At 61.4% G+C, this 20962-nt stretch carries 21 protein-coding genes; 14 read left to right on the forward strand and 7 right to left on the reverse strand.

Annotated elements, in window-relative coordinates; genetic code table 11:
* The first annotated feature begins 52 nt into the window (after positions 1–52).
* From EOA13_RS28025 to EOA13_RS28070, 10 genes are read left to right on the forward strand one after another with little or no spacing between them, the layout of a single operon-like run.
* Entirely contained in the window at positions 53–673 is a 621-nt protein-coding gene (locus EOA13_RS28025; RefSeq protein WP_127296773.1) for a DUF305 domain-containing protein, read from the forward strand.
* A 12-nt stretch (positions 674–685) separates the two neighbouring features.
* Positions 686–964 carry a DUF5676 family membrane protein gene (locus EOA13_RS28030; RefSeq protein WP_127296774.1) on the forward strand — a complete coding sequence of 93 codons (279 nt, stop codon included), beginning with the start codon at positions 686–688 and terminating at the stop codon, positions 962–964.
* A 20-nt stretch (positions 965–984) separates the two neighbouring features.
* A complete protein-coding gene (locus EOA13_RS28035; RefSeq protein ID WP_245490506.1) occupies positions 985–1425 on the forward strand; it encodes a hypothetical protein in 441 nt (146 codons plus the stop codon).
* Positions 1426–1454: 29 nt separating this feature from the next.
* Complete coding sequence (locus EOA13_RS28040) at positions 1455–1778, forward strand: DUF2933 domain-containing protein (protein WP_127296775.1); 324 nt, start codon at positions 1455–1457, stop codon at positions 1776–1778.
* Positions 1779–1780: 2 nt separating this feature from the next.
* Positions 1781–2449: an isoprenylcysteine carboxylmethyltransferase family protein gene (locus EOA13_RS28045; RefSeq protein WP_127296776.1), complete on the forward strand. Its 669-nt coding sequence runs from the start codon at positions 1781–1783 to the stop codon at positions 2447–2449.
* A gap of 49 nt (positions 2450–2498) precedes the next feature.
* Positions 2499–3926 carry a multicopper oxidase family protein gene (locus tag EOA13_RS28050; protein WP_127296777.1) on the forward strand — a complete coding sequence of 476 codons (1428 nt, stop codon included), beginning with the start codon at positions 2499–2501 and terminating at the stop codon, positions 3924–3926.
* A 52-nt stretch (positions 3927–3978) separates the two neighbouring features.
* A complete protein-coding gene (locus EOA13_RS28055) occupies positions 3979–6411 on the forward strand; it encodes a heavy metal translocating P-type ATPase (RefSeq protein ID WP_127296778.1) in 2433 nt (810 codons plus the stop codon).
* Between the two features lie 8 nt (positions 6412–6419).
* Positions 6420–7646, forward strand: a complete 1227-nt coding sequence (locus tag EOA13_RS28060) for an MFS transporter (protein ID WP_281040877.1) — start codon at positions 6420–6422, stop codon at positions 7644–7646.
* Positions 7643–9154, forward strand: a complete 1512-nt coding sequence (locus EOA13_RS28065) for a thymidine phosphorylase family protein (RefSeq protein ID WP_127296780.1) — start codon at positions 7643–7645, stop codon at positions 9152–9154. Before EOA13_RS28060 ends, EOA13_RS28065 begins: the two co-directional genes overlap by 4 nt.
* Positions 9151–10062 carry a ribose-phosphate diphosphokinase gene (locus tag EOA13_RS28070; RefSeq protein WP_127296781.1) on the forward strand — a complete coding sequence of 304 codons (912 nt, stop codon included), beginning with the start codon at positions 9151–9153 and terminating at the stop codon, positions 10060–10062. The genes EOA13_RS28065 and EOA13_RS28070 overlap by 4 nt, the downstream gene beginning before the upstream one ends.
* A 40-nt stretch (positions 10063–10102) precedes the next feature.
* Here EOA13_RS28070 and EOA13_RS28075 read toward each other — a convergent pair whose 3' ends face one another.
* The 3 genes from EOA13_RS28075 to EOA13_RS28085 form a co-directional block, all read right to left on the reverse strand.
* Entirely contained in the window at positions 10103–10447 is a 345-nt protein-coding gene (locus tag EOA13_RS28075) for an SPW repeat protein (protein WP_127296782.1), read from the reverse strand.
* Positions 10448–10605: 158 nt separating this feature from the next.
* Positions 10606–11919 carry a glucoamylase family protein gene (locus EOA13_RS28080; protein ID WP_164780374.1) on the reverse strand — a complete coding sequence of 438 codons (1314 nt, stop codon included), beginning with the start codon at positions 11917–11919 and terminating at the stop codon, positions 10606–10608.
* A 57-nt stretch (positions 11920–11976) separates the two neighbouring features.
* Positions 11977–12621 carry a CBS domain-containing protein gene (locus EOA13_RS28085; RefSeq protein ID WP_127296784.1) on the reverse strand — a complete coding sequence of 215 codons (645 nt, stop codon included), beginning with the start codon at positions 12619–12621 and terminating at the stop codon, positions 11977–11979.
* Between the two features lie 265 nt (positions 12622–12886).
* Here EOA13_RS28085 and EOA13_RS28090 point away from each other — a divergent pair, with 265 nt between their 5' ends.
* Genes EOA13_RS28090 through EOA13_RS28100 form a run of 3 tightly spaced genes read left to right on the forward strand, consistent with a single transcriptional unit; the run spans position 12887 to position 17184 of the window.
* Entirely contained in the window at positions 12887–13594 is a 708-nt protein-coding gene (locus EOA13_RS28090; protein WP_127296785.1) for an ABC transporter ATP-binding protein, read from the forward strand.
* A gap of 5 nt (positions 13595–13599) precedes the next feature.
* Positions 13600–15963 carry an ABC transporter permease gene (locus EOA13_RS28095; protein WP_127296786.1) on the forward strand — a complete coding sequence of 788 codons (2364 nt, stop codon included), beginning with the start codon at positions 13600–13602 and terminating at the stop codon, positions 15961–15963.
* Positions 15964–15966: 3 nt separating this feature from the next.
* On the forward strand, positions 15967–17184 hold the full coding sequence (locus EOA13_RS28100; RefSeq protein ID WP_127296787.1) for an HlyD family efflux transporter periplasmic adaptor subunit: 1218 nt from the start codon (positions 15967–15969) through the stop codon (positions 17182–17184).
* A gap of 302 nt (positions 17185–17486) precedes the next feature.
* On the opposite strand, the gene EOA13_RS28105 is transcribed toward EOA13_RS28100, so the two are convergent.
* The 4 genes from EOA13_RS28105 to EOA13_RS38965 form a co-directional block, all read right to left on the reverse strand.
* Positions 17487–17984: an RES domain-containing protein gene (locus tag EOA13_RS28105; protein ID WP_127296788.1), complete on the reverse strand. Its 498-nt coding sequence runs from the start codon at positions 17982–17984 to the stop codon at positions 17487–17489.
* Positions 17985–17992: 8 nt separating this feature from the next.
* Positions 17993–18343 (reverse strand): antitoxin Xre/MbcA/ParS toxin-binding domain-containing protein, encoded by a 351-nt coding sequence (locus tag EOA13_RS28110; protein WP_127296789.1) that lies wholly within the window; start codon positions 18341–18343, stop codon positions 17993–17995.
* Positions 18344–19255: 912 nt separating this feature from the next.
* Complete coding sequence (locus EOA13_RS38960) at positions 19256–19558, reverse strand: recombinase family protein (protein WP_348629767.1); 303 nt, start codon at positions 19556–19558, stop codon at positions 19256–19258.
* A gap of 386 nt (positions 19559–19944) precedes the next feature.
* Entirely contained in the window at positions 19945–20103 is a 159-nt protein-coding gene (locus EOA13_RS38965) for a recombinase family protein (protein ID WP_245486419.1), read from the reverse strand.
* 346 nt (positions 20104–20449) lie between these two features.
* Between EOA13_RS38965 and EOA13_RS28120 the strand changes: the two genes are divergently transcribed.
* A complete protein-coding gene (locus tag EOA13_RS28120; RefSeq protein WP_127296790.1) occupies positions 20450–20764 on the forward strand; it encodes a YMGG-like glycine zipper-containing protein in 315 nt (104 codons plus the stop codon).
* The last annotated feature ends 198 nt before the right edge of the window (positions 20765–20962 follow it).

Consider the following 20962-nt stretch of genomic DNA (forward strand, 5'->3'; position numbering starts at 1 on the left):
CGCCCATATCAAGGTTCGCCTGTCGCTTCACTCCAACGACAAGGAAACTGTCATGAAAACTCACCTTCGATTGATCGCGTTTGCAGCATTCACAACTCTTTCAAGCCCAGCATTTGCCCAGACCGATCCGCACCATCCGGCGGCCGATGCGCCGCAACCCACTACAGCTGCTCCGGCCGCACAGGCGATGCCGGACGGGTTGCCCGAGCAGTGCACGGCGATGATGTCCACGATGCAGAAGATGATGCCCATGATGGAGAAGATGGCTCCCATGATGCAACAAATGATGCCGATGATGCAGCAGATGATGCAGGGCGGCATGATGCAGGGTGGGCAAGGCGGCATGATGCAGGGTCAGGGCGGCATGGCGCGGGGCGGCGGCATGATGAACATGCCGATGGACACCGCCAACATGTCCGAGGCCTCCAAAAAATATGTGGAGGCGATGAAGCGAATGGACGCGCCGATGATGCAGGGCATCCAGACCGGCGATCCCGATGTCGCCTTCGTCCAAGCGATGATTCCGCACCACCAAGGGGCGATCGACATGGCCCGGGCGGTTTTGCAATTCGGCAAGGATGATCAGGTCAAGGTTTGGGCCAATCAGATCATCACTGCTCAGCAGGCCGAGATCGCCGCCATGCAGGAATGGCTTAAGCAACACGCGAAGTGACAGGAGGAAGACATGGATAAACTCAGCGTCCTGTCCGTCGGCATTGCGCTGGGCATGACGTCGGCCCTGATGAGCATGCTCTGCGCTTTGGCCGTCGCTATCTGGCCAGGGGCAACACTCGATTTCTTCGGCGCCATCATGCACGGGCTCGACCTCAGCGCGGTCAGGTCTACGGCACCGATAAGCCCCGTCCGTGTTCTCTACGGCGTTCTCGGGCTTGGCATCGCCGGGCTGCTGGCGGGTGCCGTTTATGCCTCGATCTACAATGTAGTCGCCACGGGGCGCCGGTAATGCAAGTCAAGGTTCAGCCCATGATAGCCACAGTCAATCCATGGACGACGTCGTCGGTCACTCTTGCTCTGGCGGGGATGATCATCGCCGGGATCGAACTCGATTTCATCGCCCTCAGGCCACCACTACTGCCCGAGGATATCCGCTACATGCACCTCTCGGCGGCCGAACTCGAAGCCATTGGTCCACGGCTTGCGATGTGGCTCACCCAGGTTTTCAGGGTCCTTGGCGGCTACGCCTTCGCTACCGGCGTTCTCCTGGTTGCGCTGGCAATCACCGCGTTCCGCGCGTGCCATCCGGTCGCGGTGGCGGCCGGTGCTCTGATCGGAGGAGCGTCGTCCATCGGCTTGATGTCGGTGGTCAACTTCACCATCGGCTCCGACTTCAGGTGGCCACTGTTCGCCTGCGCTGGTCTGGGCCGTAAGCCTCATCGCCTATGGGCTCGAAAGCTCCCGCAATGACAACCGCTGACAAATAAGGAACCCATCCTATGAATACCAACAACGTCCACCGCATGTCGGGTCCCCCGACCGGGTCCCAACCAGAACCGGAGGCCGAGGCAGGCGGATTTTGGACTTCGAGAACCGGCCTGGTTACGATCGCTTTCCTGCTGATCGCCGCGTTTTTCCTGCTCACGGAGCACTGGGCCCATGCCCTCGGTGTTCTTCCCTATCTGCTGCTGCTCGCCTGTCCTCTGCTTCACATGTTCATGCATCGTGGCCACCGCGGGCATGGCGGTCCCGGCGGCCACGCCTGGCACAAGGAGCCCGAGCCGGGCGCGCATGACGGCACCACCCACCACGAAGGAGCATGACAATGGTCGAGCAATCTCCTGCCTACGGCCTCTGGGGACTGGTCATAATCAATTCGGCGGTTTTCATCCTGTTCGCATTCAGCTTCTTCAAGCCGCGAACCGGCCGCGACTGGCGCTCCTTCGGTGCCTTCAGCGCCTTCCTGGTGGCGCTGTTTGCCGAGATGTATGGTTTTCCCCTGACGATTTACCTGTTCTCGGGGTGGCTGCAGTCGCGATACCCCGGCATCGACTGGTTCTCGCATGATGCCGGTCACCTCTCGGAGATGATGTTCGGCTGGCGTCTCAATCCGCATTTCGGCCCGTTTCACGTTCTCAGCTTCTTCCTGATCGGGGCCGGTTTCATGCTGATCTCAACTGCTTGGCGGGTGCTTTACGAAGCGCAGCGTCACAATCGGCTCGCAACGGGTGGGCCATATGCCTCCATCCGGCACCCGCAATATGTCGGCTTCGTCCTCGTCATGGCGGGGTTCCTCGTGCAGTGGCCGACGCTGCTGACGCTGGCGATGTTCCCCATTCTGGTCGGCATGTATGTGCGACTCTCCTTCATCGAAGAGCGTGAAGCGAGAAAGGAATTCGGCGACGCATACGACCGTTATGCGGCCCGTGTGCCAGCCTTTTTCCCGCATTTGGCCAGCCTGTTCGGTTCCAGCCGCGAGCGCCGCGCGCCCTGAGTGTGCTGAACGAAACAACGAAGTTCCCAATCGAAGAGAAGGAACCATTATGAAACGTCGAGATATCCTGAAGGGCGCGGTGGCAGGCGCCGCAGCTTTTGCAATCCCATCGAGCTTGCTCTCGGCAGCTTCCGCCAGTCAGTTGGGCGGCCAGCCGCTCGGCATCTCGCGCCGCACGATCGAGGTGAACGGCAAAGCTGCAAGCGTCTTCGGCCTGCAAAGCGCCGACGGCGCGCCCGGCCTGCGCTTGCGGGCGGGCGATGCCTTCAATGTCCTGCTTCGAAACGAGACTGCCGAACCGACCATCATCCATTGGCACGGACTGACGGCGCCGTGGCCGAGCGACGGCGTCGCCGACGCGCCACTGCCGCTCATCGGCGCTCGAGCCGATCGCAGTTTCGATTTTCCGGTCGGCGAGCCCGGCACCTTCTGGATGCACGCTCATACCCTGCAGGAACAATTGCTGCTCGCTGCGCCGCTTATCGTCGCCGATCCCGCCGATGACGCAAGAGACGAGCAGGAGGTTGTCATCCTGCTCCACGATTTCTCGTTCTCATCGCCGGAGGAACTGCTGGCTGGGCTGCAGGGTAAGAATAGCGACGGATCCATGGCGATGGGCGGCATGGACATGTCGGGTAGCGACGGCAACACCATGGCAGGGATGAACGATGGCGGCATGGCGACCGACATCAACGACATCGAATATGACGCCTATCTGGCCAATGACCGGTCGCTGAACGATCCCGAGATCGTGCCGGTCGAACGAGGCGGACGCGTGCGGGTGCGGATCATCAATGGCGCCACGGCGACCGCTTTCACGATGGACCTCGGCGAGCTTGAAGGCGAACTGATCGCGGTCGACGGTCAGCCTGTCGAGCCGGTCAGGGGCCGGCGGTTTCCGCTGACGATGGGACAGCGCATCGACGTGCGCCTGCGGTTGCCGCGCGAACTCAACTCCTACCCGATCCTGGCGCTACGCGAGGGAAGCAAGGAGCAGACGGGAATTATCCTGCGTCCGGCGGGAGCGGCGGTGGCCAAGCTCAGGACGGCGGCTGATGTCGATGCTCCGGTTCTTGACCTGGCACTCGAGGCGCAGCTTCGGGCAATGGCGCCGCTTGCATCGCGCCCTGCCGAAAAGACGTTCGAAATGGCGCTGACCGGCGATATGGCTGCCTATCGCTGGGGACTCGAAACCAGTGCTCCCATCCTTGTGGACAAGGGCGATCGCGTCGAGGCCACGCTGCGCAACGACACCATGATGGCCCACCCGATGCATCTACACGGCCATCGTTTCCAAGTGGTCGCGATTGACGGGCAGCGCTTTCGGGGTGCCGTTCGCGACACCGTGCTGGTGCCGCCGATGCGCTCGGTCACCATTGCCGTGGACGCCGGCAATCCCGGCAAATGGGCATTCCATTGTCACCATCTCTACCACATGGCGAGCGGCATGATGTCGACCTTTGCCTATCGAACCTGAGACACCGCAGCCGGCGCGAATGCCGGCACGAACGGCGGCACGGAGAACGATGATGAAAAAGGTCAATCTGGAAGTGCGCGACCTTGTCGGCATGATGGATTTCGCAGCGGTCGAAAAACGTCTGCCGGCTCTGCCGGGCGTCGCCGGTGTCGCGATGAACGCGGGATCGACAACCGCGAGCATCGAATTTGACGAGGGGCAGACGAGCCCGGAGGCCCTTGCCAGGGAAATCGAGGCCTGCGGCTTCCATTGCCGACGCGAGAGCGTGCCCCGGCATCTGTGCGTCCCAGACGGCACGACGGTTCCGCCGGGGCATCCGCAAGCGACCTCCGGGCACGATCACGCCGAGCACGATCATGGGAGCCACGCCGACATGATCGAGTCGGCTCCGGCGGGCGAGAGGACGGTTGCAGACAAAGCACCGCACGACGCCATGGCTCATGAGATGGGACACGGTGCCGGCATGGACATGCAGGGCATGGTCAAGGACATGCGCAACCGGTTTTTTGTCAGCCTGGTCTTCACTCTGCCGATATTTGCCATGGAGCCGATGGGCCTGGGCGAGCCCTGGTTGCGCCCGCCTTTCGGGCTGAGCGAAGACCTCGCGATGTTTTTCCTCGCCAGTGCCGCGATCCTTTATCCGGTCTGGCCTTTCCTGCTCGCCGCCTGGCGGGCCTTGCGCAATGGCGTCCTCAACATGGCCGTGCTGGTGGTGCTGAGCGTCGGCACTGGCTACCTGTTCAGTGTCGGCGCGACCTTCTTCTTCGAGGGGCAGCAATTCTACGAGGCGGCGAGCGTGCTGCTCGTGTTCATTCTGCTCGGCCATTGGCTGGAGATGCGCGCCCGTGCCGGGGCGTCGGCCGCGATCAGAGTGCTTCTCGATCTCGCTCCGCCCAGAGCCTCCGTGTTACGCGATGGCAAGGAGGTCGAGGTTGCGACCTCGGACATCGTCCTCGGCGACATCGTGGTCTTGCGACCCGGCAACAAGCTTCCCGTCGACGGCGACGTGATCGAGGGCGCATCGACTATCGATGAATCGATGCTGACCGGCGAATCGATGCCGGTGACCAAGAAGGTCGGGGACAAGGTCATCGGGGCGACGATCAACAAGAGCGGCACGCTGCGCTACCGCTCTACCAAGGTGGGTGCCGACACTGCGCTTGCCCAGATCGTCAAGCTGGTCCAGGAGGCCCAGAACTCGAAGGCGCCGGCCCAACTGCTCGCCGATCGCGCTTCGCAATGGCTTGTGCTTGCCGCGATTCTCATCGGGCTTGCGACTTTCGCCGTCTGGTTCTGGTGGCTCGGCCAGCCTCTGCTGTTCGCAATGACCTTGACCATAACCGTCTTCGTCATCGCTTGTCCCGATGCGCTCGGCCTCGCTACACCCATGGCCGTCATGGTCGGCACCGGCCTCGGTGCCGCAAACGGGATTCTGTTCAAGAACGCAGCCGCTCTCGAGGAGGCGACCAAGCTCAACGTAATCGTCTTCGACAAGACCGGCACGCTCACCATGGGGCAGCCCAAGGTCGTCGAAATGGTCTCGGCTGCCGGCGTTTCGCCCGACGAGGTTCTGCAGGTCGCAGCTGCGGTGGATCAAGGGTCGGATCACCCGCTCGCCGTCGCCATCGTCCAGCGAGCCACGGCTATGAAGCTTCCCAAAGTGTCGGGCTTCCTGAATATCGAAGGCAAGGGCACCAGTGCCACGATTGGTGGAGACCAGGCTTTGCTCGGCAACCGGCGCCTCATGGACGAGCAGAAGATTGATCTTCTGGCGTTGGGCGAAACAGCCGAAGCGCTAAAGGGCGAAGGCCGCACCGTCATCCATGTTGCACGGTCCGGCAAACTGCTCGGGCTGATCGCGATCGCCGATACGCCGCGCCCGACGGCCATTGCAACGATTGCCAAACTACACGAGCAGGGCGTGCGCGTGGCCATGCTCACCGGCGACAACGCCGGCACCGCGAAACGCATCGCCGACGCACTCGGCATCGACATCGTGCTCGCGGACGTGCTGCCAGGGCAGAAGGCGGAAAAGATCAAGGAACTGCAAGGCCAGGGCCTGAAGGTCGGCATGGTCGGAGACGGCGTCAACGACGCGCCGGCTCTGACGCAAGCCGATGTCGGCTTCGCCATCGGTGCGGGCACCGATGTCGCTATCGAGAGTGCCGACATCGTGCTGATGAGGAGCGATCCCTACGATGTCGTCGGGGCGATGACGCTCTCGCGCGCCACGCTGCGCAAGATGCACCAGAACCTGTGGTGGGCGGTCGGATACAATCTCATCGCCTTCCCGATCGCGGCGGGCGTGTTCTACCCGTTCCTGCTGAGCCCCGAGCTAGCGGCGCTGGCAATGTCGGGCAGTTCGGCTCTCGTGGCCATCAACGCCCTGCTGCTCAAGCGAACCAGGCTAGAAGGCATTCGACCTGCCGCCGCATCGACGATCGAAGGCGTCGCTCATCGGCACCCGCGCGGCTCGCTGGCATGAACGTGTCGATGCAAGCTCGCCTGCCCACGTCTCGATGGAGCCTGGGCGCGGTCCTGGCCTCGGCCTTTGTCGTTGCGCTCGGCTACGGAATTGTCTTGCCGGTCCTGCCGATGATGGTCGAGCGGCTTGCCGGGTCCACCGACCCGGCATTCAAAGCGCGGCAGATTGGCCTTTTGACCGCTGCCTATGTCTCGGCGCCGGTGGTCGCCGCTTTCCTATGGGGGAAGTGGTCGGATTTGATCGGTCGCAGACCTGTCCTTGTCATCGACCTGATCGGCTTTGCCGTGACCTTGGCGGCATCGGCGCTGGCACCGAGCTTGCCCGTTCTTTATATCGGGCGGATCCTGAATGGTGGCTTCGCGGCAGCCGTGGGGCCAACGGCTCTTGCGTTCATTGCCGACACCGAAGGTGAGGATGATCGCCGCACAAGAATATTCGGCTGGATGAGCATGGCATCGATCGCGGGCTTTCTGGTCGGGCCGACGCTCGGCGGGCTCGTGGCAGAACTGAAACTTGACTTGGGCGTGGCGGCTGTCCCGCCACAGACCATTCCCTTCCTCCTTGCGTCCGGCCTCGCTGTGGCGGCAGCTCTTGGCGTGTGGTCTGTGCTGCCTGGACACATGCTGCCCGGCCCCCGTGTTGAGTCGAGCAAACCCGGATCCTCAATGTTCGTATCTGGAGAGATACGGCTGCTCGCTCTTGCCGCTGTGGCCGCGGCAGGGCTTGGCGCATTCGAGGTCGGGCTCACCCTGCGAAACGTTGAACTCACAATGGGTCCCGCCGCGCTCGGCCTCATGTTCGCGACATGCAGTGTCGTGATGTTTGCGGTCCAGGGCCTCGTCTTTTCGCCGCTCGTCAAACCGGCAGCGACGACACTGCTGGTGGCTCCTGCCTTCCTAGTGATGGCGGTCGGTCTGGCGGCTATGCCGAAACTTGCCGCGTTCAGGGAAATGCTGTTTGCGGTTTCTGCTGTTTCGGCTTCGGCCGGCGTGATCAGCCCGCTGCTCGCTTACTGGGTGTTGCGCATCAGCGTACGAAGCCAAGGCATGGAACTCGGCATCCAGTCGGCAGCGGTCAGTCTCGGGCTGTCAGTGGGTTCCGCGGCCGCCGGCCTGCTGTTCGGTTCCCACCGTCTGGAGGGCGCCGCCTTCCTGGTCGCAGCCGCGGCCATGGCTCTCGCCGCAATCGCAAGCCTGAGACTGCCGCAACCACCGCCCCTGGAGCAGCCGGCATGAGTGACGCCCATAGACCGTTACGCCTCCTCCGAGCGGGTATCGACACCTATCAGCAACCGGTCGTCTATATGCATCGCGATTGTCACGTCTGCCGGTCGGAAGGTTTCACCGCTTTGACCCGGGTTCTGGCTCGTAGCGGCGACCGCGAGGTCGTCGCCACGCTTAACGTGGTTGTCGATGATCATCTCGAACTGGATGTCGCCGCGCTGTCGGAGGCGGCTTGGGCGATCCTCCAACCGGGCGCCGATGCAGTCGCCGTATTCAGCCATCCGGAGCCGCCCGTCTCGGCACCGGCGTTAAGGGCGAAGGTCTTCGGCCAGCGGCTCGGCGAGTCGGATTTCCTTGCCCTAATGCACGACACCGTCAGCAACCGCCTCTCAGACATGGAACTGGCGGCATTTGTCACGGCCTGCGCCGGCGACCGGCTCGACAATGAAGAGACGATTGCTCTGACCAAGGCAATGTTGGCGGTCGGAGAGCGCATAGATTGGGGCGGCGGCGCGGTGTTGGACAAGCATTGCGTCGGCGGCCTTCCCGGAAACCGCACCACGCCCATTGTCGTTGCGATTGTTGCTGCTGCCGGTCACCGAATCCCAAAGACGTCCTCGCGCGCCATAACCTCTCCTGCCGGCACGGCCGACGCGATGGAGGTCATGGCGCCGGTGGCGCTGGATCTCGAGGCCATGCGAAGCGTAGTCGAGCGCGAAGGAGGCTGCATCGTCTGGGGCGGAAATGTCCGTCTCAGCCCCGCCGACGACATTCTGATCCGCATCGAGCGCCCGCTCGACTTCGACAGCGACGGCCAACTGGTCGCAAGTGTGCTTTCCAAGAAGGCCGCGGCCGGCGCTACCCATGTGGTCATTGACATTCCCATCGGACCGACCGCCAAGGTGCGTTCTTTCTCAGCCGCCGCTTTCCTCGAGGCAAGGCTCATTGCCGCAGCGCAAGCTCTTGGACTTAACCTCTCTGTCCTCCGCACCGATGGCCTCCAGCCCGTTGGCTACGGCATCGGTCCGGCCCTTGAGGCGCGGGACGTGCTTAGCGTCCTGCGCAACGACGCGGCAGGGCCCCGCGATCTCCGCAGCCGTGCGCTCGACATTGCTGGCGTCTTGCTCGATTCCGCACCCGGGGCGGTGCTAGGAAAAGGCCGCGCCGTGGCGTCCACGCTGCTCGACAGTGGCGCGGCTCTCCGCAAGTTTATGGCGATCTGCCAGGCACAGGGCGGCTTTACCGAGCCGGGAGTGGCCCCACACATCAGTCCAGTTCTTGCCATCCGCAACGGCCAGATCCGGGCGGTCGACAATCGTCGGCTTGCAAGAATCGCCAAGCTCGCCGGTGCCCCAGGCAGCCCTCTGGCTGGAACCGATTCCCGAGTTCGGATCGGCGACAGTGTCCAGGCCGGTGAGCCGCTGTTTTACGTCCATGCCCGGTCACCGGGAGAACTGGACTACGCATTGGACTATGCCTCGGCTCATCCGGACATATTCCAAATCGGAACCGGACAATGACCCGCGTGCTGCTTCCTTTCCCGTTGCAGCGAACTATGGCTGACGTAATAGGCCCTTTGCTGGGCGCCCGAACCGGCCGGCTGGACTGGCGCCACTTTCCCGATGGCGAATCCCTGGTCACGATCGAACGGGATCTGGACGGCGTCGACGTCGCCCTTGTCGCCAGCCTCCGCAACCCTGATGAACTCGCTCTGCCATTGCGGTTCGCGGCCGCGACAGCGCGCGAATTCGGAGCACGCTCCATTGGACTTATTGCGCCGTATCTGGCCTACATGCGCCAGGATAGGCGGTTTAATCCCGGCGAAGCCGTAAGTGCGCCAATGTTCGCACGTTTCCTGGCGGACAGTTTCGATTGGCTGGTGACGGCAGATCCTCACCTGCACAGGATTCCCAGGCTTTCCGAGCTATTTTGCATCCCAGCCCATGCGGTGGCCACGGCTCCTCTCATCGCTGACTGGATCAGAAATAACGTCCCGAGTGCCCTCCTGATAGGACCAGATAGTGAAAGCAGCCAATGGGTATCCGACATCGCCGACCGCGCCGGCGTTGCCTATCAGATCCTGACGAAAATCCGACGAAGTGACCGTGACGTCGACGTGAGTCTCCCGTCGATCGATGCGGCTCGCAGCCGAACCCCGATCATCGTGGATGACATCGCTTCGTCGGGGAGGACCATGATCGAAACGCTGAATCATTTGAGGCAGCTTGGTCTGCCTCCGGCAGTCTGCATCGTCATTCATCCCGTGTTCGCTCAAAACGCCTACGCACAACTGTTGGCGGCCGGCGCTGAAAGGGTCGTGAGCACGGACTCCATTCCGCATCCGTCGAATGCGATTTCCCTCGCCGGCTTGCTGGCTGCGGCTAGCGCCGAATTGTTCGGGAACTCTGCGCTCCGAGAAAGATGGTAAACCCCGACTTTGGCTATTTCACATGGCTCCGGAAGAACAATCAGCCTCGCAAGCCCGTGACAGCCAGGGTGAGAATGCCGATCAGGACGGCGTTCCACGTTAAAACCAGGTCGCTGCGAAACCCGAGGACCCAAGGGGAAGCAATAAGCCATACGCCCATGGCGGCGTTGATGCGCCCCTCCCAAACTGTCGAGCTTGCTTGCGGCACAATAGAAATCACCATCATCACCAAGCCGACGACAAGGAAGTTCCACGCGGCTCCGGCGCTGATCTGAACCTGTGATGGTGGCGCCATGGATATGTGGACAAGAACCCAAGGTGATATCAGGGTCCAAAGCGCAATCATCGCCCGGAGAAAGCCTTTCCAAGAGAACTGCTTGTCCACATCAGTCTCCCTTGCCCTCGGCAGGGACTTTGCTCCTTCACCAAGTTACTTCTTTGATGGAAATCAAATCGGGATTTGATTTGATGCGCCAATCAAATTGGCGCCGCCCAATTGCGATGATGCGAGCTTGCCGAATACGCTCTTCTTCGGCAAGTCGATCAAGCAGCCGGCGTCGGTTCCTGATCGAACTCTCTCAACCAGCCGCCTTCAAATCCCGCCCGCTGCAAGCCGCTACGGATATAGCTGCAGGAGCGCATCAAGCGCCACAAAAGGCTGCTGCGGTCGTTCTCGATCATCAGCACTACGGGACCTTCGTTGAGGCCGAAGTGCCAGGGCGAAACCCACCATCCAAAGGCGTTGCCGGATGTCCCCGGATGCGTGGGATTAAAGGCCGCCTTGAAGCCATAGGCATTGGCGGCCTTGAGCTTGGCCTGGTGGATGCAGAAGCTGATCGCTGGCCGGACGATTTCGGGAGCAAACGGCAAGGAGGCAGCGACGGACCAAGGAGCGAGCGTGCCATCGTCGGGACCATAGGGCACACCGCGCGCCACATAGCCCTCGAACCGGCGTTCGATGCCGTTCAACTTGAGCGTGGAAGGGCCTGGACCCTCGCTTGCGGTGATGCCCCAGCAGTGTTCGCCATAACCCTCGAATCCACGCGGATTTTCGACTGCGTAACGTTGATGGACGAAGGTGGCGCGTCGGCTGTTCTCGAAATAGTCGCTTGCCTTGCTGCGCATGAAGGCATCCTGCACGCCGCGAAAATCGATCCACACGTGCGAGAGCTGGTGGATGAACAGCGGTCCCGCATAGAGGTAGTCATAGCCGTAACTGTGCTCCCATCGGAAGGTCGCGGTCCACGCCGTGTAGCTGCTCTTGGGCAGGGGGTGGGTCGGTGAACCGAGTCCCAGAACATAGAGCAAGAGCGCTTCGTCATAGCCTTCCCAGCGATACTTCAGAAACCCATGCTCGGGTGTCCAGCCATGAGTGACGGTCTCTCCTCCGTCCTGCGCCCAGCACCAATCGGCTCTATGATAGAGCGCCTCCGCCAAGGTGCGGATTTCGGCTTCCGCCGCGGTGTCGGCATCGAAATACAGTCCTGCGGCCAGCGCGCCCGCCAGCAGGAACGTGCTGTCGATCGTAGACAACTCGCATTGCCAGGCTCGCCGGCCAGTCTGCATGTCCAGGAAGTGATAGTAGAAGCCGCGATATCCCGTGGCGTCCGGCTGCGACCCCTGCGGACTGTTCCAGAAGAAGTGCAGCGTTGCCAAGGTGCGTTCTGCGGCCGCGCTTCGCGTCATGAATCCGCGCTCGACTCCCACCGGATAGCAAGCCAGCGCCAGGCCGGTGGCCGCTATGCTGGCGGGCGAATTCGCTTCAGTCTTGTCCAGAATGAGACCGTTGTCGGGGTTCGCTTCATGAATGAAGTAGTCAAATGTCTCCCGCTGCAATATCGCCAGATCGTCTTGCATGGCAGAGGTGTTCACCGGATGATCTGTCTCGCGAGGGTGCGACAGCATCGCTGCAGTTCACGGATGGGCCAGGTAGAGGTGGTCGAACACACCTTTGACGCCCCTGACGCCCTCGGCAACCACGCGGACGGCATCCCGTTCACTCTGCGATCTGACAGCACCCGAAAAATGCACCAGACCATCGCTCACCGTAAGCGTCAACGCGTCCCCTTCGACCCCTGCGTCGTCTCGCAGTCGGGTAAGAATGCTGCGCCGGATCGCATCGTCACCTGCCGCCGTCGCGTCGTCGAACTTCGTCGCAACGACAACACGCAAAAGATCGGCGCGGCTGACGACGCCGACAAGACGCTGTCCTCTCATCACCGGAATGCGCTTGATGCCGAGCTCCTGCATCAGCGCAACAATTCGGGTTATCGGGGTTTCCTCGTCCGCCACGATAACGTCCGAAGTCATCAGATCCGCCACTTTCCAGCTGTGGCCCCTCACATAGCCACGAGCCTCACCTGCCGGAAACGGTGAGGCGCCGAGTTCCGACCTGCGCAGGAAATCACCTTCGCTCACAATTCCAGCCAGACGGCCGTTGTCAGCGATGACAGGCATGCCGCTGATGCGATGATCCAGCATGATCCGCGCTGCGTGTCTTACGCTGTGGTCAGGCGACACGGTAACAACCTTTGCCGTCATTACATCCTTTGCTTTCATCCACCTCATCCCTAGCTCAGTTCAAGTGAACGGGCGCCCGAGCACCAATCGGCGGCATCGTAGCGTAGATGCCGCCGACCTCCTTTGAGGCAAATCAATACCGGCTCGGAACCAGCCGGTCCGGGAACTTTGAAGGTCACTACCACCACTCGTTGATGGCGGGGACGGCCTCGGATCCCTGTTTTGACTTGCATCAATGTCGCGCTCGCCTCGACGGGACACTGTGGCAAGCGATGCGACAGGTGCCTCAAAATCCCTTACGGCCATGGCTGACACGGTCTTCACTGCAAAAGCGCTGACCAAAACCTACACCTCGGGTGAGACGCAGGTGCTTGCGTTGCGCAACCTGGACCTTGAGATTTCGGCGGGAGAGATGGTCGTTCTGCTTGGCCCATCGGGCAGCGGGAAGTCGACCCTGCTCAACATCATGGGCGGGCTTGACCATGCCACGAGCGGCCAGTTGTTCTTCAGGGATCAGGAACTGACCAATCTCGACGATCGCGGGCTGACCGCCTATCGACGGCAGCACGTTGGATTTGTCTTTCAGTTCTACAACTTGATCCCCAGCCTGACGGCTTATGAGAACGTTGCCCTGGTTACGGAGATTTCCGATCATCCGATGCGCCCGGAGGAGGCTTTGGCGCTGGTTGGACTTGAACCGAGGATGCACCATTTCCCGGCTCAGCTCTCCGGTGGCGAGCAGCAGCGCGTGGCCATTGCCCGCGCGATTGCCAAGCGTCCGGATGTGCTGCTCTGCGACGAGCCAACCGGCGCTCTCGACTCCAAGACAGGCATTAGGGTGATCGAGGCGTTGCTCGGCATCAACGCGCAGCTTGGCACCACGACGCTTATCATCACGCACAACGCCAGCATCCAGGATGTCGCCGACCGTGTGCTGTTTTTCGCCGACGGTCAAATCTCCAGAACTGCCAGGAACGAGGTGCGCCGGACTGCCGCCGAGCTTGTCTGGTGATCCGGATGCGCGCTCTGGATATCAAGCTTCTTCGCGACTTCGGCCGGCTCTGGGCGCAGGCGTTGGCGATTGCACTCGTCATTGCCGGAGGCGTGGCGACGCTCATCCTCGCGGTCGGATCCTACCGATCCCTCGACGAGACGCGCACCGCATATTACGAACGCTACCGGTTTGCTGACGTCTTTGCGACGGTGAGCCGTGCGCCGAGGACGCTCGTCGGCCAGATTGCCGAGGTTCCTGGCGTCGCTTCGGTCGACGCGCGAATAGCCAAACTCGTGCTGCTTGACATACCGGACTATCTGGAGCCGGCCACGGGCGAAATCATCTCCCTGCCCGAGATCGGGGAGGCTTCACTCAACCAGCTCTACATGCGCGTTGGCCGCATGCCGGAGCCTGGTCGCGCCGAAGAGATCGTCGTGAACGAAGGCTTTGCCTTGTCCCACGGCTTTCAGCCCGGGGCCCGCTTCTCGGCAATATTGAACGGCCGAAAGCGGGAATTGACGATTGTTGGGATCGCGCTGTCTCCTGAGTTCATCTACGCGGTCGGACCAGGCGACATCATGCCGGACGACCGCCGCTTCGGCCTCATCTGGATGTCGGAAAAAGCGCTCGCCAGCGCCTACGACCTCGACGATGCGTTCTCGTCCGTTTCGTTGAAGTTGCTGCGCGGCGCGTCCGAGAGTGAAGTCATGATGCGTCTCGACACGATGCTCGAGCGCTATGGCGGCCGAGCGGCCTATGGCCGGAAGGACCAGACTTCGCACGCCTGGCTGAACCACGAACTCGATATGCTCAACAACATGAGCCGGACGCTGCCACCGATTTTCCTTCTGGTGTCGGCATTTCTGGTCAATCTCACACTTAGCCGGCTCGTCGCGCTGGAGCGCGAGCAGATCGGGCTGATGAAGGCGCTGGGATACAACAATGCCAGCATCGTCATGCACTACCTCAAATTCGTCGTCGTTATCGTGATGATCGGCATTGTGATCGGCAGTGCAGCGGGCACTTGGCTGGGGATGCGCATCACCAGTCTGTTCGGCGACTTTTTCCATTTTCCGTTCCTCGTCTTCACTAAGAGCCCGGACCTCTACGTCATTGCCGCCGCGCTCAGCCTCGTCGCGGCGATCATCGGGGCGGTGCGCGCGCTTCGCGAGGTCGTGCGATTGGCGCCTGCCGTCGCGATGCAGGCGCCGGCGCCTCCGCGCTATCGGCGACTGCTGCCGGCGAGCTTCGGCGTCGACAGGTTCATGTCGCAACCGACCACGATGATGTTGCGCAACATCACTCGCCATCCAGTCAGGTCATTATTCACGACGCTTGGAATTGCACTGGCGACAGCCATCCTGATTGTTTCACTTTTCACCGGCGACGCGATGGAGCAGCTCATCGACGTGACCTATTTCCTGGCCGACCGACAGGACGCCACCGTGAGTTTCGTGGAAAAGCGCCCGCGGGACGTCGTGCTACAGATCGCACGGCTTCCGGGCGTTCTCGCCGCCGAGCCTTACCGCGAGGTGCCTGTCCGCATAAGGAGCGGAAACGTCGAACGCCGGATCATGATCAGCGGCAGGCCGCGAGACGCCGATCTCAACCGCATCATAGATGTCGACCTGCGTCCGGTCGTCCTGCAGGAAGCGGGCCTGGCGATTTCGAGCATGCTTGCCCGGATTCTCGGAGTGAGGGTCGGCGATTCCGTCGAGGTCGACTTGCTCGAAGGAGCGCGGCGGACCGTTGTCGTTCCTGTGGCGGCGCTGGTCGAAGATTATTTCGGCATCCGCGGGATGATGGATTCAGAGACGCTAGCGCGCCTGATGCGCGAAGCGCCGTCGGTCAACAGCATCAACGTCAGCCTAGATCAGAACAGCCGGGACTCGTTCTATGCTACCATCAAGGACATGCCAATCGTCAGCGGCCTGGCTCTGCAGCGCGTCTCGCTTGCCAATTTCCGCAAGCTGGTTGCCCTTCTGATCACGACGATGGCGAGCATCTACACCGGGCTGGCTGCCGTCATCGCGTTTGGTGTCGTCTACAACAGCGCCCGTATCTCGCTTTCCGAACGCGCGCGGGAGCTGGCCAGCTTGCGTGTCCTCGGCTTCACCCGGAGAGAAGTGTTGCGCATCCTCCTCCTCGAACTCGCTCTGCTCACATTGATCGCGCAGCCGCCTGGATGGCTCATTGGCTATGGCCTTGCCTGGATCATGCAGAAGAACCTGGCCGGCGAATTGATGCGGGTGCGCCTCATCGTCGAGCAATCCACCTACGTCTTCGCCAGCGCGATCGTCATCGCCGCGGCCGTTCTTTCCGCGCTCGTCGTTCGCCGAAGGCTCAGCGAGCTGGACCTTGTCACTGTTCTGAAGACGCGGGATTGAACCATGCGCACGATCTGGATAAAGCGAACGTTGGGCATTGCAGCCTTGACCATCTTGGGCGCCGGCGCCGTCTGGTTCGCATGGCTGCGGCCGATCGCAGTGGATCTGGCAACGCTGGCGAAAGGTCCCATGGAAGTCACGATCGACGACGAGGCAAAGACGCGCGTGCGTCACGTCTACACAGTGTCCGCCCCCATCGCCGGCAAGGTCCTGCGGATCTCTCCTCCCCGCCACATCGGGGATCAGGTCACCAAGGACGAAGCGGTCATGGCGGTGATGCAACCGACGTTACCGAGCTTTCACGATGCGCGCACCCACGAAGAGCTACGTGCGGCGCTGGCTGCGGCCGATGCGGTGGTAGACCTTGCGGCAGCAGAAATACGCCGGATCGAGGCTGCGCTTGCATTTTCGCGAACGGAGCTTGGGCGGGCCGAAGCGCTCGCGCGCACCGAGGCGATCTCTCTCAAAACCCTCGACGGAGCTAGGTTCGACGTCGAAACCAATGAAGCAGGGCTGGCCAGTGCGAAGGCTCAGCTGGAGGTCCGCCGAAACGAGCGTGACAGCGTTGCAGCCCGGCTTGGTGAACAGTCGGGTGCCGCGCCAGAGTCAGATCCGGCCTGCTGCATCCAGTTGCGCGCTCCCGTGACAGGCAGCGTGCTGAAGATCATCCAGGAGAGCGAAGGAGTCGTCCAGGCTGGTGCGCCGCTGATCGAAATCGGCGATCCACTCGATCTCGAAATCGTCGCGGATCTGCTGTCGACCGATGCTGTCCGGATCAAGCCTGGCGCACCCGTCATGATTGACAACTGGGGTGGACCGCCCCTCCAGGGCCGCGTCTCCCGAGTCGATCCGGCCGGTTTCACCAAGGTTTCCGCACTTGGAATCGAGGAACAACGGGTTCGCACGACCATCGACTTCATCGATCCTCCCGCGAAATGGTCGGCGCTAGGACATGATTATCGGGTGATCGTGCATGTCACGATTTGGAAGGCCGATGACATCCTGGCCGTGCCGGTGGGCGCTCTGTTCCGACAAGGGGTCGACTGGGCGGTGTTCGCGGTCAGGGATGGCCGTGCACGGGCGACTATCATCAAGATCGGTCAGCGAAACAACCGGACGGCGGAAGTCCAATCAGGCCTTGCCGCAGGCGATCGCGTGGTGCTGCACCCGAGTGACAGAGTCATGGACGGCGTGTCCGTAGCGGAGCGCGGTGTACAATAGGCTGAACGCCAACATTGGCGTAACTCTCAGGCCCCATCTTGGGCCAGATTTCGCAAGCCGTTCAGACTAATCCTTCTGCTGACAACGTTAGGAGTTCTTTCCGCCAAGCCTTGTCCGTCCTCGACCGTCTGCCGCAGAATATCGCCGAGCGTGCGATACTTCTGCTCTCAGAGACGGCGGGGGTTGACCATGTCCTTCGGCTTGCGAACGCCATACACGGGGTTCTGCTCGATAATGCCGAGTTCGACCGCATAGCTGAGAATGCCGCGGAGGAGACCGATCTTCCGGGCCGCCGTACCAGCTCACCGCGACAGCCGACCCTCATCGTCGATAAGGGTCAGGCGAGAGGGCGGGGCATCTCCCCACGTCCAGAGCACGAGATTGACATCGTCCGCGGTCGCGCCCAGCGCAAAACTCCTGACGAGCAATCCGTGATAGCCGAGGCCGATCAGTCTTCGGGCAAATGCCTGCGTCACTGCCTCACCGGTCGTCTTCATCTGGTCGCGCCAGGAGCTATCAGCAAGCACGCCGGCATCAACACTTTCGGCCAGAAGCGCTTGTTCGTCCCGGCTGTCGAAGGTCTGCTCGATCTCAGCGTCATAGGAGACCAGTGTAGTTGGCTGCAAATTGCCGATCTGGCTGGCTTCCCGCAGCGCAGTGATCACGGAAAGGGAGGTATAGAGCGCGGGAGTGCCCTTCGGGTTGAATCGTCCGCCGTAAAGCTCAGCACCGCGACCCGAAAGCGGCGCGCGCGCGTAAATGGGGTTTAGCGCCCGATAGAGCTTGCCTCGATACTGCATCTACCAGGTCAGGCGTGGATGCCGGCATCGACGGCGTCGATATAGTCGAGCACATCGTCAGCCCGACCGCTACGGACCAGTTGCATGGCCGTCTGCCCGGAGAAGCCGGACAACGGTTCGGACCGATACCATGCATAGGCCATTAGCGCTGAGCCGAGGCGCGGCTCGACCTTATTGACGATCTCCACCATTTCGCGCAGCCGGCGCTGGGTTTTGTCCGACCGAACGCGGTCCTTGCGCTGGACGGCGTCCTTGCCGAGGCCTGCGGTCCTCGCAACTTCCTCGCTGGTCGTGCGGAGGGCCTCCGCGATCTTGCGCGGTGCGAAAAACCCATTGTCGGAATATTGAACCAGACCCATCAGCTATGTCCTCTTCCGCCTCGCATTATGACGCAATATAGCGTCAAATCTGGCGTCATTCAATGGAGAACTGGCGTCCCCGCACGATATAGTGGTCACCCTGTTGGCATGCTCGATTCCGCCGTCGAGCTCGCACTCCTGCCTCTGGGACGAAACTGTATCACGTGTGCGGATGGACCTACGTGACGCGCGCCGACTACTGCGCTCACGAGTTAACGACGCGCTAGATCAACTTGCACGGCCCACTCAAGACGACGGCGCCAGCGCGCGATCGTCTCCGTAGCCGTCCGTCCTACAGCGATGTTACCAAGGGGTGGCAAATGAGGGTTTCGCATACGTTCGCGTCGACAATCGAGCAGGCTTCGAACGGTGAAAGCCCCGATACCCAGCAGGCCAAGATCGCCGGTTACGTCATGATGCAGAGGTACACTAGCCTAGCGCCTTCAGCAGCCGGCTATGAGTCAAGGCGAGCCTGTGAGCCTATCGAGGGCGACCAGCCCGACCAGTTATTCAAGCTCAAGCTGTTCGCCTCCGGGCGGTTGCTTGTTGCGGGTCCGCTGCGCTGGCCACCGGCTGGCGGCCCAAAGGGTACGCGGCGCGATGCCGCCTGCGTGACTCTGGGAAGACCATACAGTAACAAGGGGATGATGGAGGAGCCAATCCCAGCCTGTGCAGGCCGCCCCTCAGTGGCGTCCTATGGCTCCGCCTAGCGCCTAACTTGGAGGACCAGACTGGGGGACCGCGCTTTGGCGGAGCGGCTATAAGCCATTGACATCGCTGATCATTGCGGGACGAAAAATGGCATGGCGGAGGGAGCGGGATTTGAACCGACTTAAAGGAGCGCTATAGCGTAGACGTAGTTCTCATCATCACCCGGCGCGGCGCGCCATCTTACACTGTTAAAACAGGCGCTTAGCAAGGCATTCTTCCCTTGAGAAGAGGTCGGGAAATACGTTGCGGCACCCATTGGGACGGCGGATTGAAAACCCATTTCAGCTTGAGTTTTGCCGACCGCCGGTTCCAGACATTGTGGCCGATATATTTCTCGCAGCCGATGATGTGATTCACCGATTCCCGCGTCCAGGCCCTGTTGAGATCCGTGACATTTCCACGCTTGTTGAGGAGCCTTGCTATCTCGAGCTGTGTTTTGCGGGCTCTCACGAACTGATCGAATATCAACCTTACAACGGCGATCTCCTCGGGCGGTCCAGGCACGAGGACGATCCGATCCGTCTGCAGGTCTTTGTATTCGTAGCGAGCAAGAATGCCTTTTGGTTGGCCCGCTTATCAAGCTGCAATCGCCTTAGGCCAAGGCCAGGAATGCCCCTTGCCAAAAACCCATTCTCACCAATCGGCATTGGCCAACGAAAACCTTCTGTGAGAGTACCCTGCTATAATCTGCCGCCATGCTCCGCTTGATAGCCTTCAGCACATCGGACCCGATGCTGCCGTCGTTTACGAATTGCTCGGCGCAATATTCGATTCGTACACCTGCAATCTGGCATCGGTACTCGTAGGAGGCACTTTCATCGATGTTCTGAAACCGGCCCCATCGGCTCACGTCGTAGACAATGACGGTTTCAAAATTCCCGCGTCTCGCTTCAATTCCCGCCTCTTGCTTCAATGTCGGCCAGCAGGCGTTGCAGCCCAGGGCGGCCACCAATCTTTAGACCGCTTTTGCCCGCGTCTTCGTACGTGGCGACAATGTCGTAACCCATAAGTTCAGCGTAGTCGCTGATCGCGTCCTTCTGGTTCTCCATGGAATAAGTCTGGAGGTCTGTCGACCTCCGGACATACTGCGCCGCGCGGATTCTTGGCTTGAACGAGGAAGTCTTGGGAACGCCTGGATCTTTGCCCATCGTTTTCGCGCCGGCACGAAGTTTCTGCGACAGTTTACTGCGACTGCCTGCCGTTTAGTTACCAATTTGCAGACAGTTTATGTCGAATGGCTGCTCCGGGACTCCGCCATATTTCCGGATTGAAAACCTTATCGTTCAACGAGCGAGAAACTATGTCTTACATCGTGAGACCTACCGCCCCCGTTCCGCCGCAATGCGACCGCACGTGGCCAGCCATAGGGATTTCAGCCCTCAAGGGAGACCTCAAATGAACATTCATAAAGCCATCGCCGCCGTGCTGATGACCGCAGCACTGGCAGGCTGCGCGCAGACTGAAGGCCAGCAGCGGGCTGGAACCGGGGCGCTGATCGGCGGCGCCGGCGGTGCCCTCGTCGGCCAGGCCATCGGCGGCAACACCGAAAGCACGCTAATCGGTGCGGGCGCAGGCGCCTTGCTGGGCGCGGTTGTCGGCAGCTCCACCACTCCACAGCGTCGCGGCGAACAGATGTGCCGCTACCAGGACCGCAGCGGCCGCATCTACACCGCCCCTTGCGACGACCGCTATTACAACGGCGATTACTAAGCGGTTATCGCCGGCCCCGTCTTAACTCAGTCAGCGCCGCTTCGAGGAGCGGCGCAGATCGAATGTCATTTTTTGCCCACTTCTTTGGGCTAGACTGTTCCTCGCGGCGGGTTTTGGAGGAGGTCGATGTGACGACAAGCCTTGCCGCCCTGAAAAGCCAAAGCAAACGCGCCGTAAAACGGCTAATCGGTTATGATT

The sequence above is a fragment of the Mesorhizobium sp. M7A.F.Ca.US.011.01.1.1 genome (assembly GCF_003998295.1).
Classification (GTDB): domain Bacteria; phylum Pseudomonadota; class Alphaproteobacteria; order Rhizobiales; family Rhizobiaceae; genus Mesorhizobium.

What these genes read in the sequence shown, in the direction of transcription:
- EOA13_RS28065 (WP_127296780.1), top strand. Translation starts at nt 7,643, where the DNA reads ATGAGTGACGCCCATAGACCGTTACGCCTCCTCCGAGCGGGTATCGAC.
- EOA13_RS28120 (WP_127296790.1), top strand. Translation starts at nt 20,450, where the DNA reads ATGAACATTCATAAAGCCATCGCCGCCGTGCTGATGACCGCAGCACTG.
- EOA13_RS28040 (WP_127296775.1), top strand. Translation starts at nt 1,455, where the DNA reads ATGAATACCAACAACGTCCACCGCATGTCGGGTCCCCCGACCGGGTCC.
- EOA13_RS28060 (WP_281040877.1), top strand. Translation starts at nt 6,420, where the DNA reads ATGCAAGCTCGCCTGCCCACGTCTCGATGGAGCCTGGGCGCGGTCCTG.
- EOA13_RS28030 (WP_127296774.1), top strand. Translation starts at nt 686, where the DNA reads ATGGATAAACTCAGCGTCCTGTCCGTCGGCATTGCGCTGGGCATGACG.
- EOA13_RS28100 (WP_127296787.1), top strand. Translation starts at nt 15,967, where the DNA reads ATGCGCACGATCTGGATAAAGCGAACGTTGGGCATTGCAGCCTTGACC.
- EOA13_RS28085 (WP_127296784.1), bottom strand. Translation starts at nt 12,621, where the DNA reads ATGAAAGCAAAGGATGTAATGACGGCAAAGGTTGTTACCGTGTCGCCT.
- EOA13_RS28080 (WP_164780374.1), bottom strand. Translation starts at nt 11,919, where the DNA reads ATGCAAGACGATCTGGCGATATTGCAGCGGGAGACATTTGACTACTTC.
- EOA13_RS28050 (WP_127296777.1), top strand. Translation starts at nt 2,499, where the DNA reads ATGAAACGTCGAGATATCCTGAAGGGCGCGGTGGCAGGCGCCGCAGCT.
- EOA13_RS28110 (WP_127296789.1), bottom strand. Translation starts at nt 18,343, where the DNA reads ATGGGTCTGGTTCAATATTCCGACAATGGGTTTTTCGCACCGCGCAAG.
- EOA13_RS28105 (WP_127296788.1), bottom strand. Translation starts at nt 17,984, where the DNA reads ATGCAGTATCGAGGCAAGCTCTATCGGGCGCTAAACCCCATTTACGCG.
- EOA13_RS28035 (WP_245490506.1), top strand. Translation starts at nt 985, where the DNA reads ATGATAGCCACAGTCAATCCATGGACGACGTCGTCGGTCACTCTTGCT.
- EOA13_RS28095 (WP_127296786.1), top strand. Translation starts at nt 13,600, where the DNA reads ATGCGCGCTCTGGATATCAAGCTTCTTCGCGACTTCGGCCGGCTCTGG.
- EOA13_RS28090 (WP_127296785.1), top strand. Translation starts at nt 12,887, where the DNA reads ATGGCTGACACGGTCTTCACTGCAAAAGCGCTGACCAAAACCTACACC.
- EOA13_RS38965 (WP_245486419.1), bottom strand. Translation starts at nt 20,103, where the DNA reads ATGGAGAACCAGAAGGACGCGATCAGCGACTACGCTGAACTTATGGGT.
- EOA13_RS28055 (WP_127296778.1), top strand. Translation starts at nt 3,979, where the DNA reads ATGAAAAAGGTCAATCTGGAAGTGCGCGACCTTGTCGGCATGATGGAT.
- EOA13_RS28025 (WP_127296773.1), top strand. Translation starts at nt 53, where the DNA reads ATGAAAACTCACCTTCGATTGATCGCGTTTGCAGCATTCACAACTCTT.
- EOA13_RS28070 (WP_127296781.1), top strand. Translation starts at nt 9,151, where the DNA reads ATGACCCGCGTGCTGCTTCCTTTCCCGTTGCAGCGAACTATGGCTGAC.
- EOA13_RS28045 (WP_127296776.1), top strand. Translation starts at nt 1,781, where the DNA reads ATGGTCGAGCAATCTCCTGCCTACGGCCTCTGGGGACTGGTCATAATC.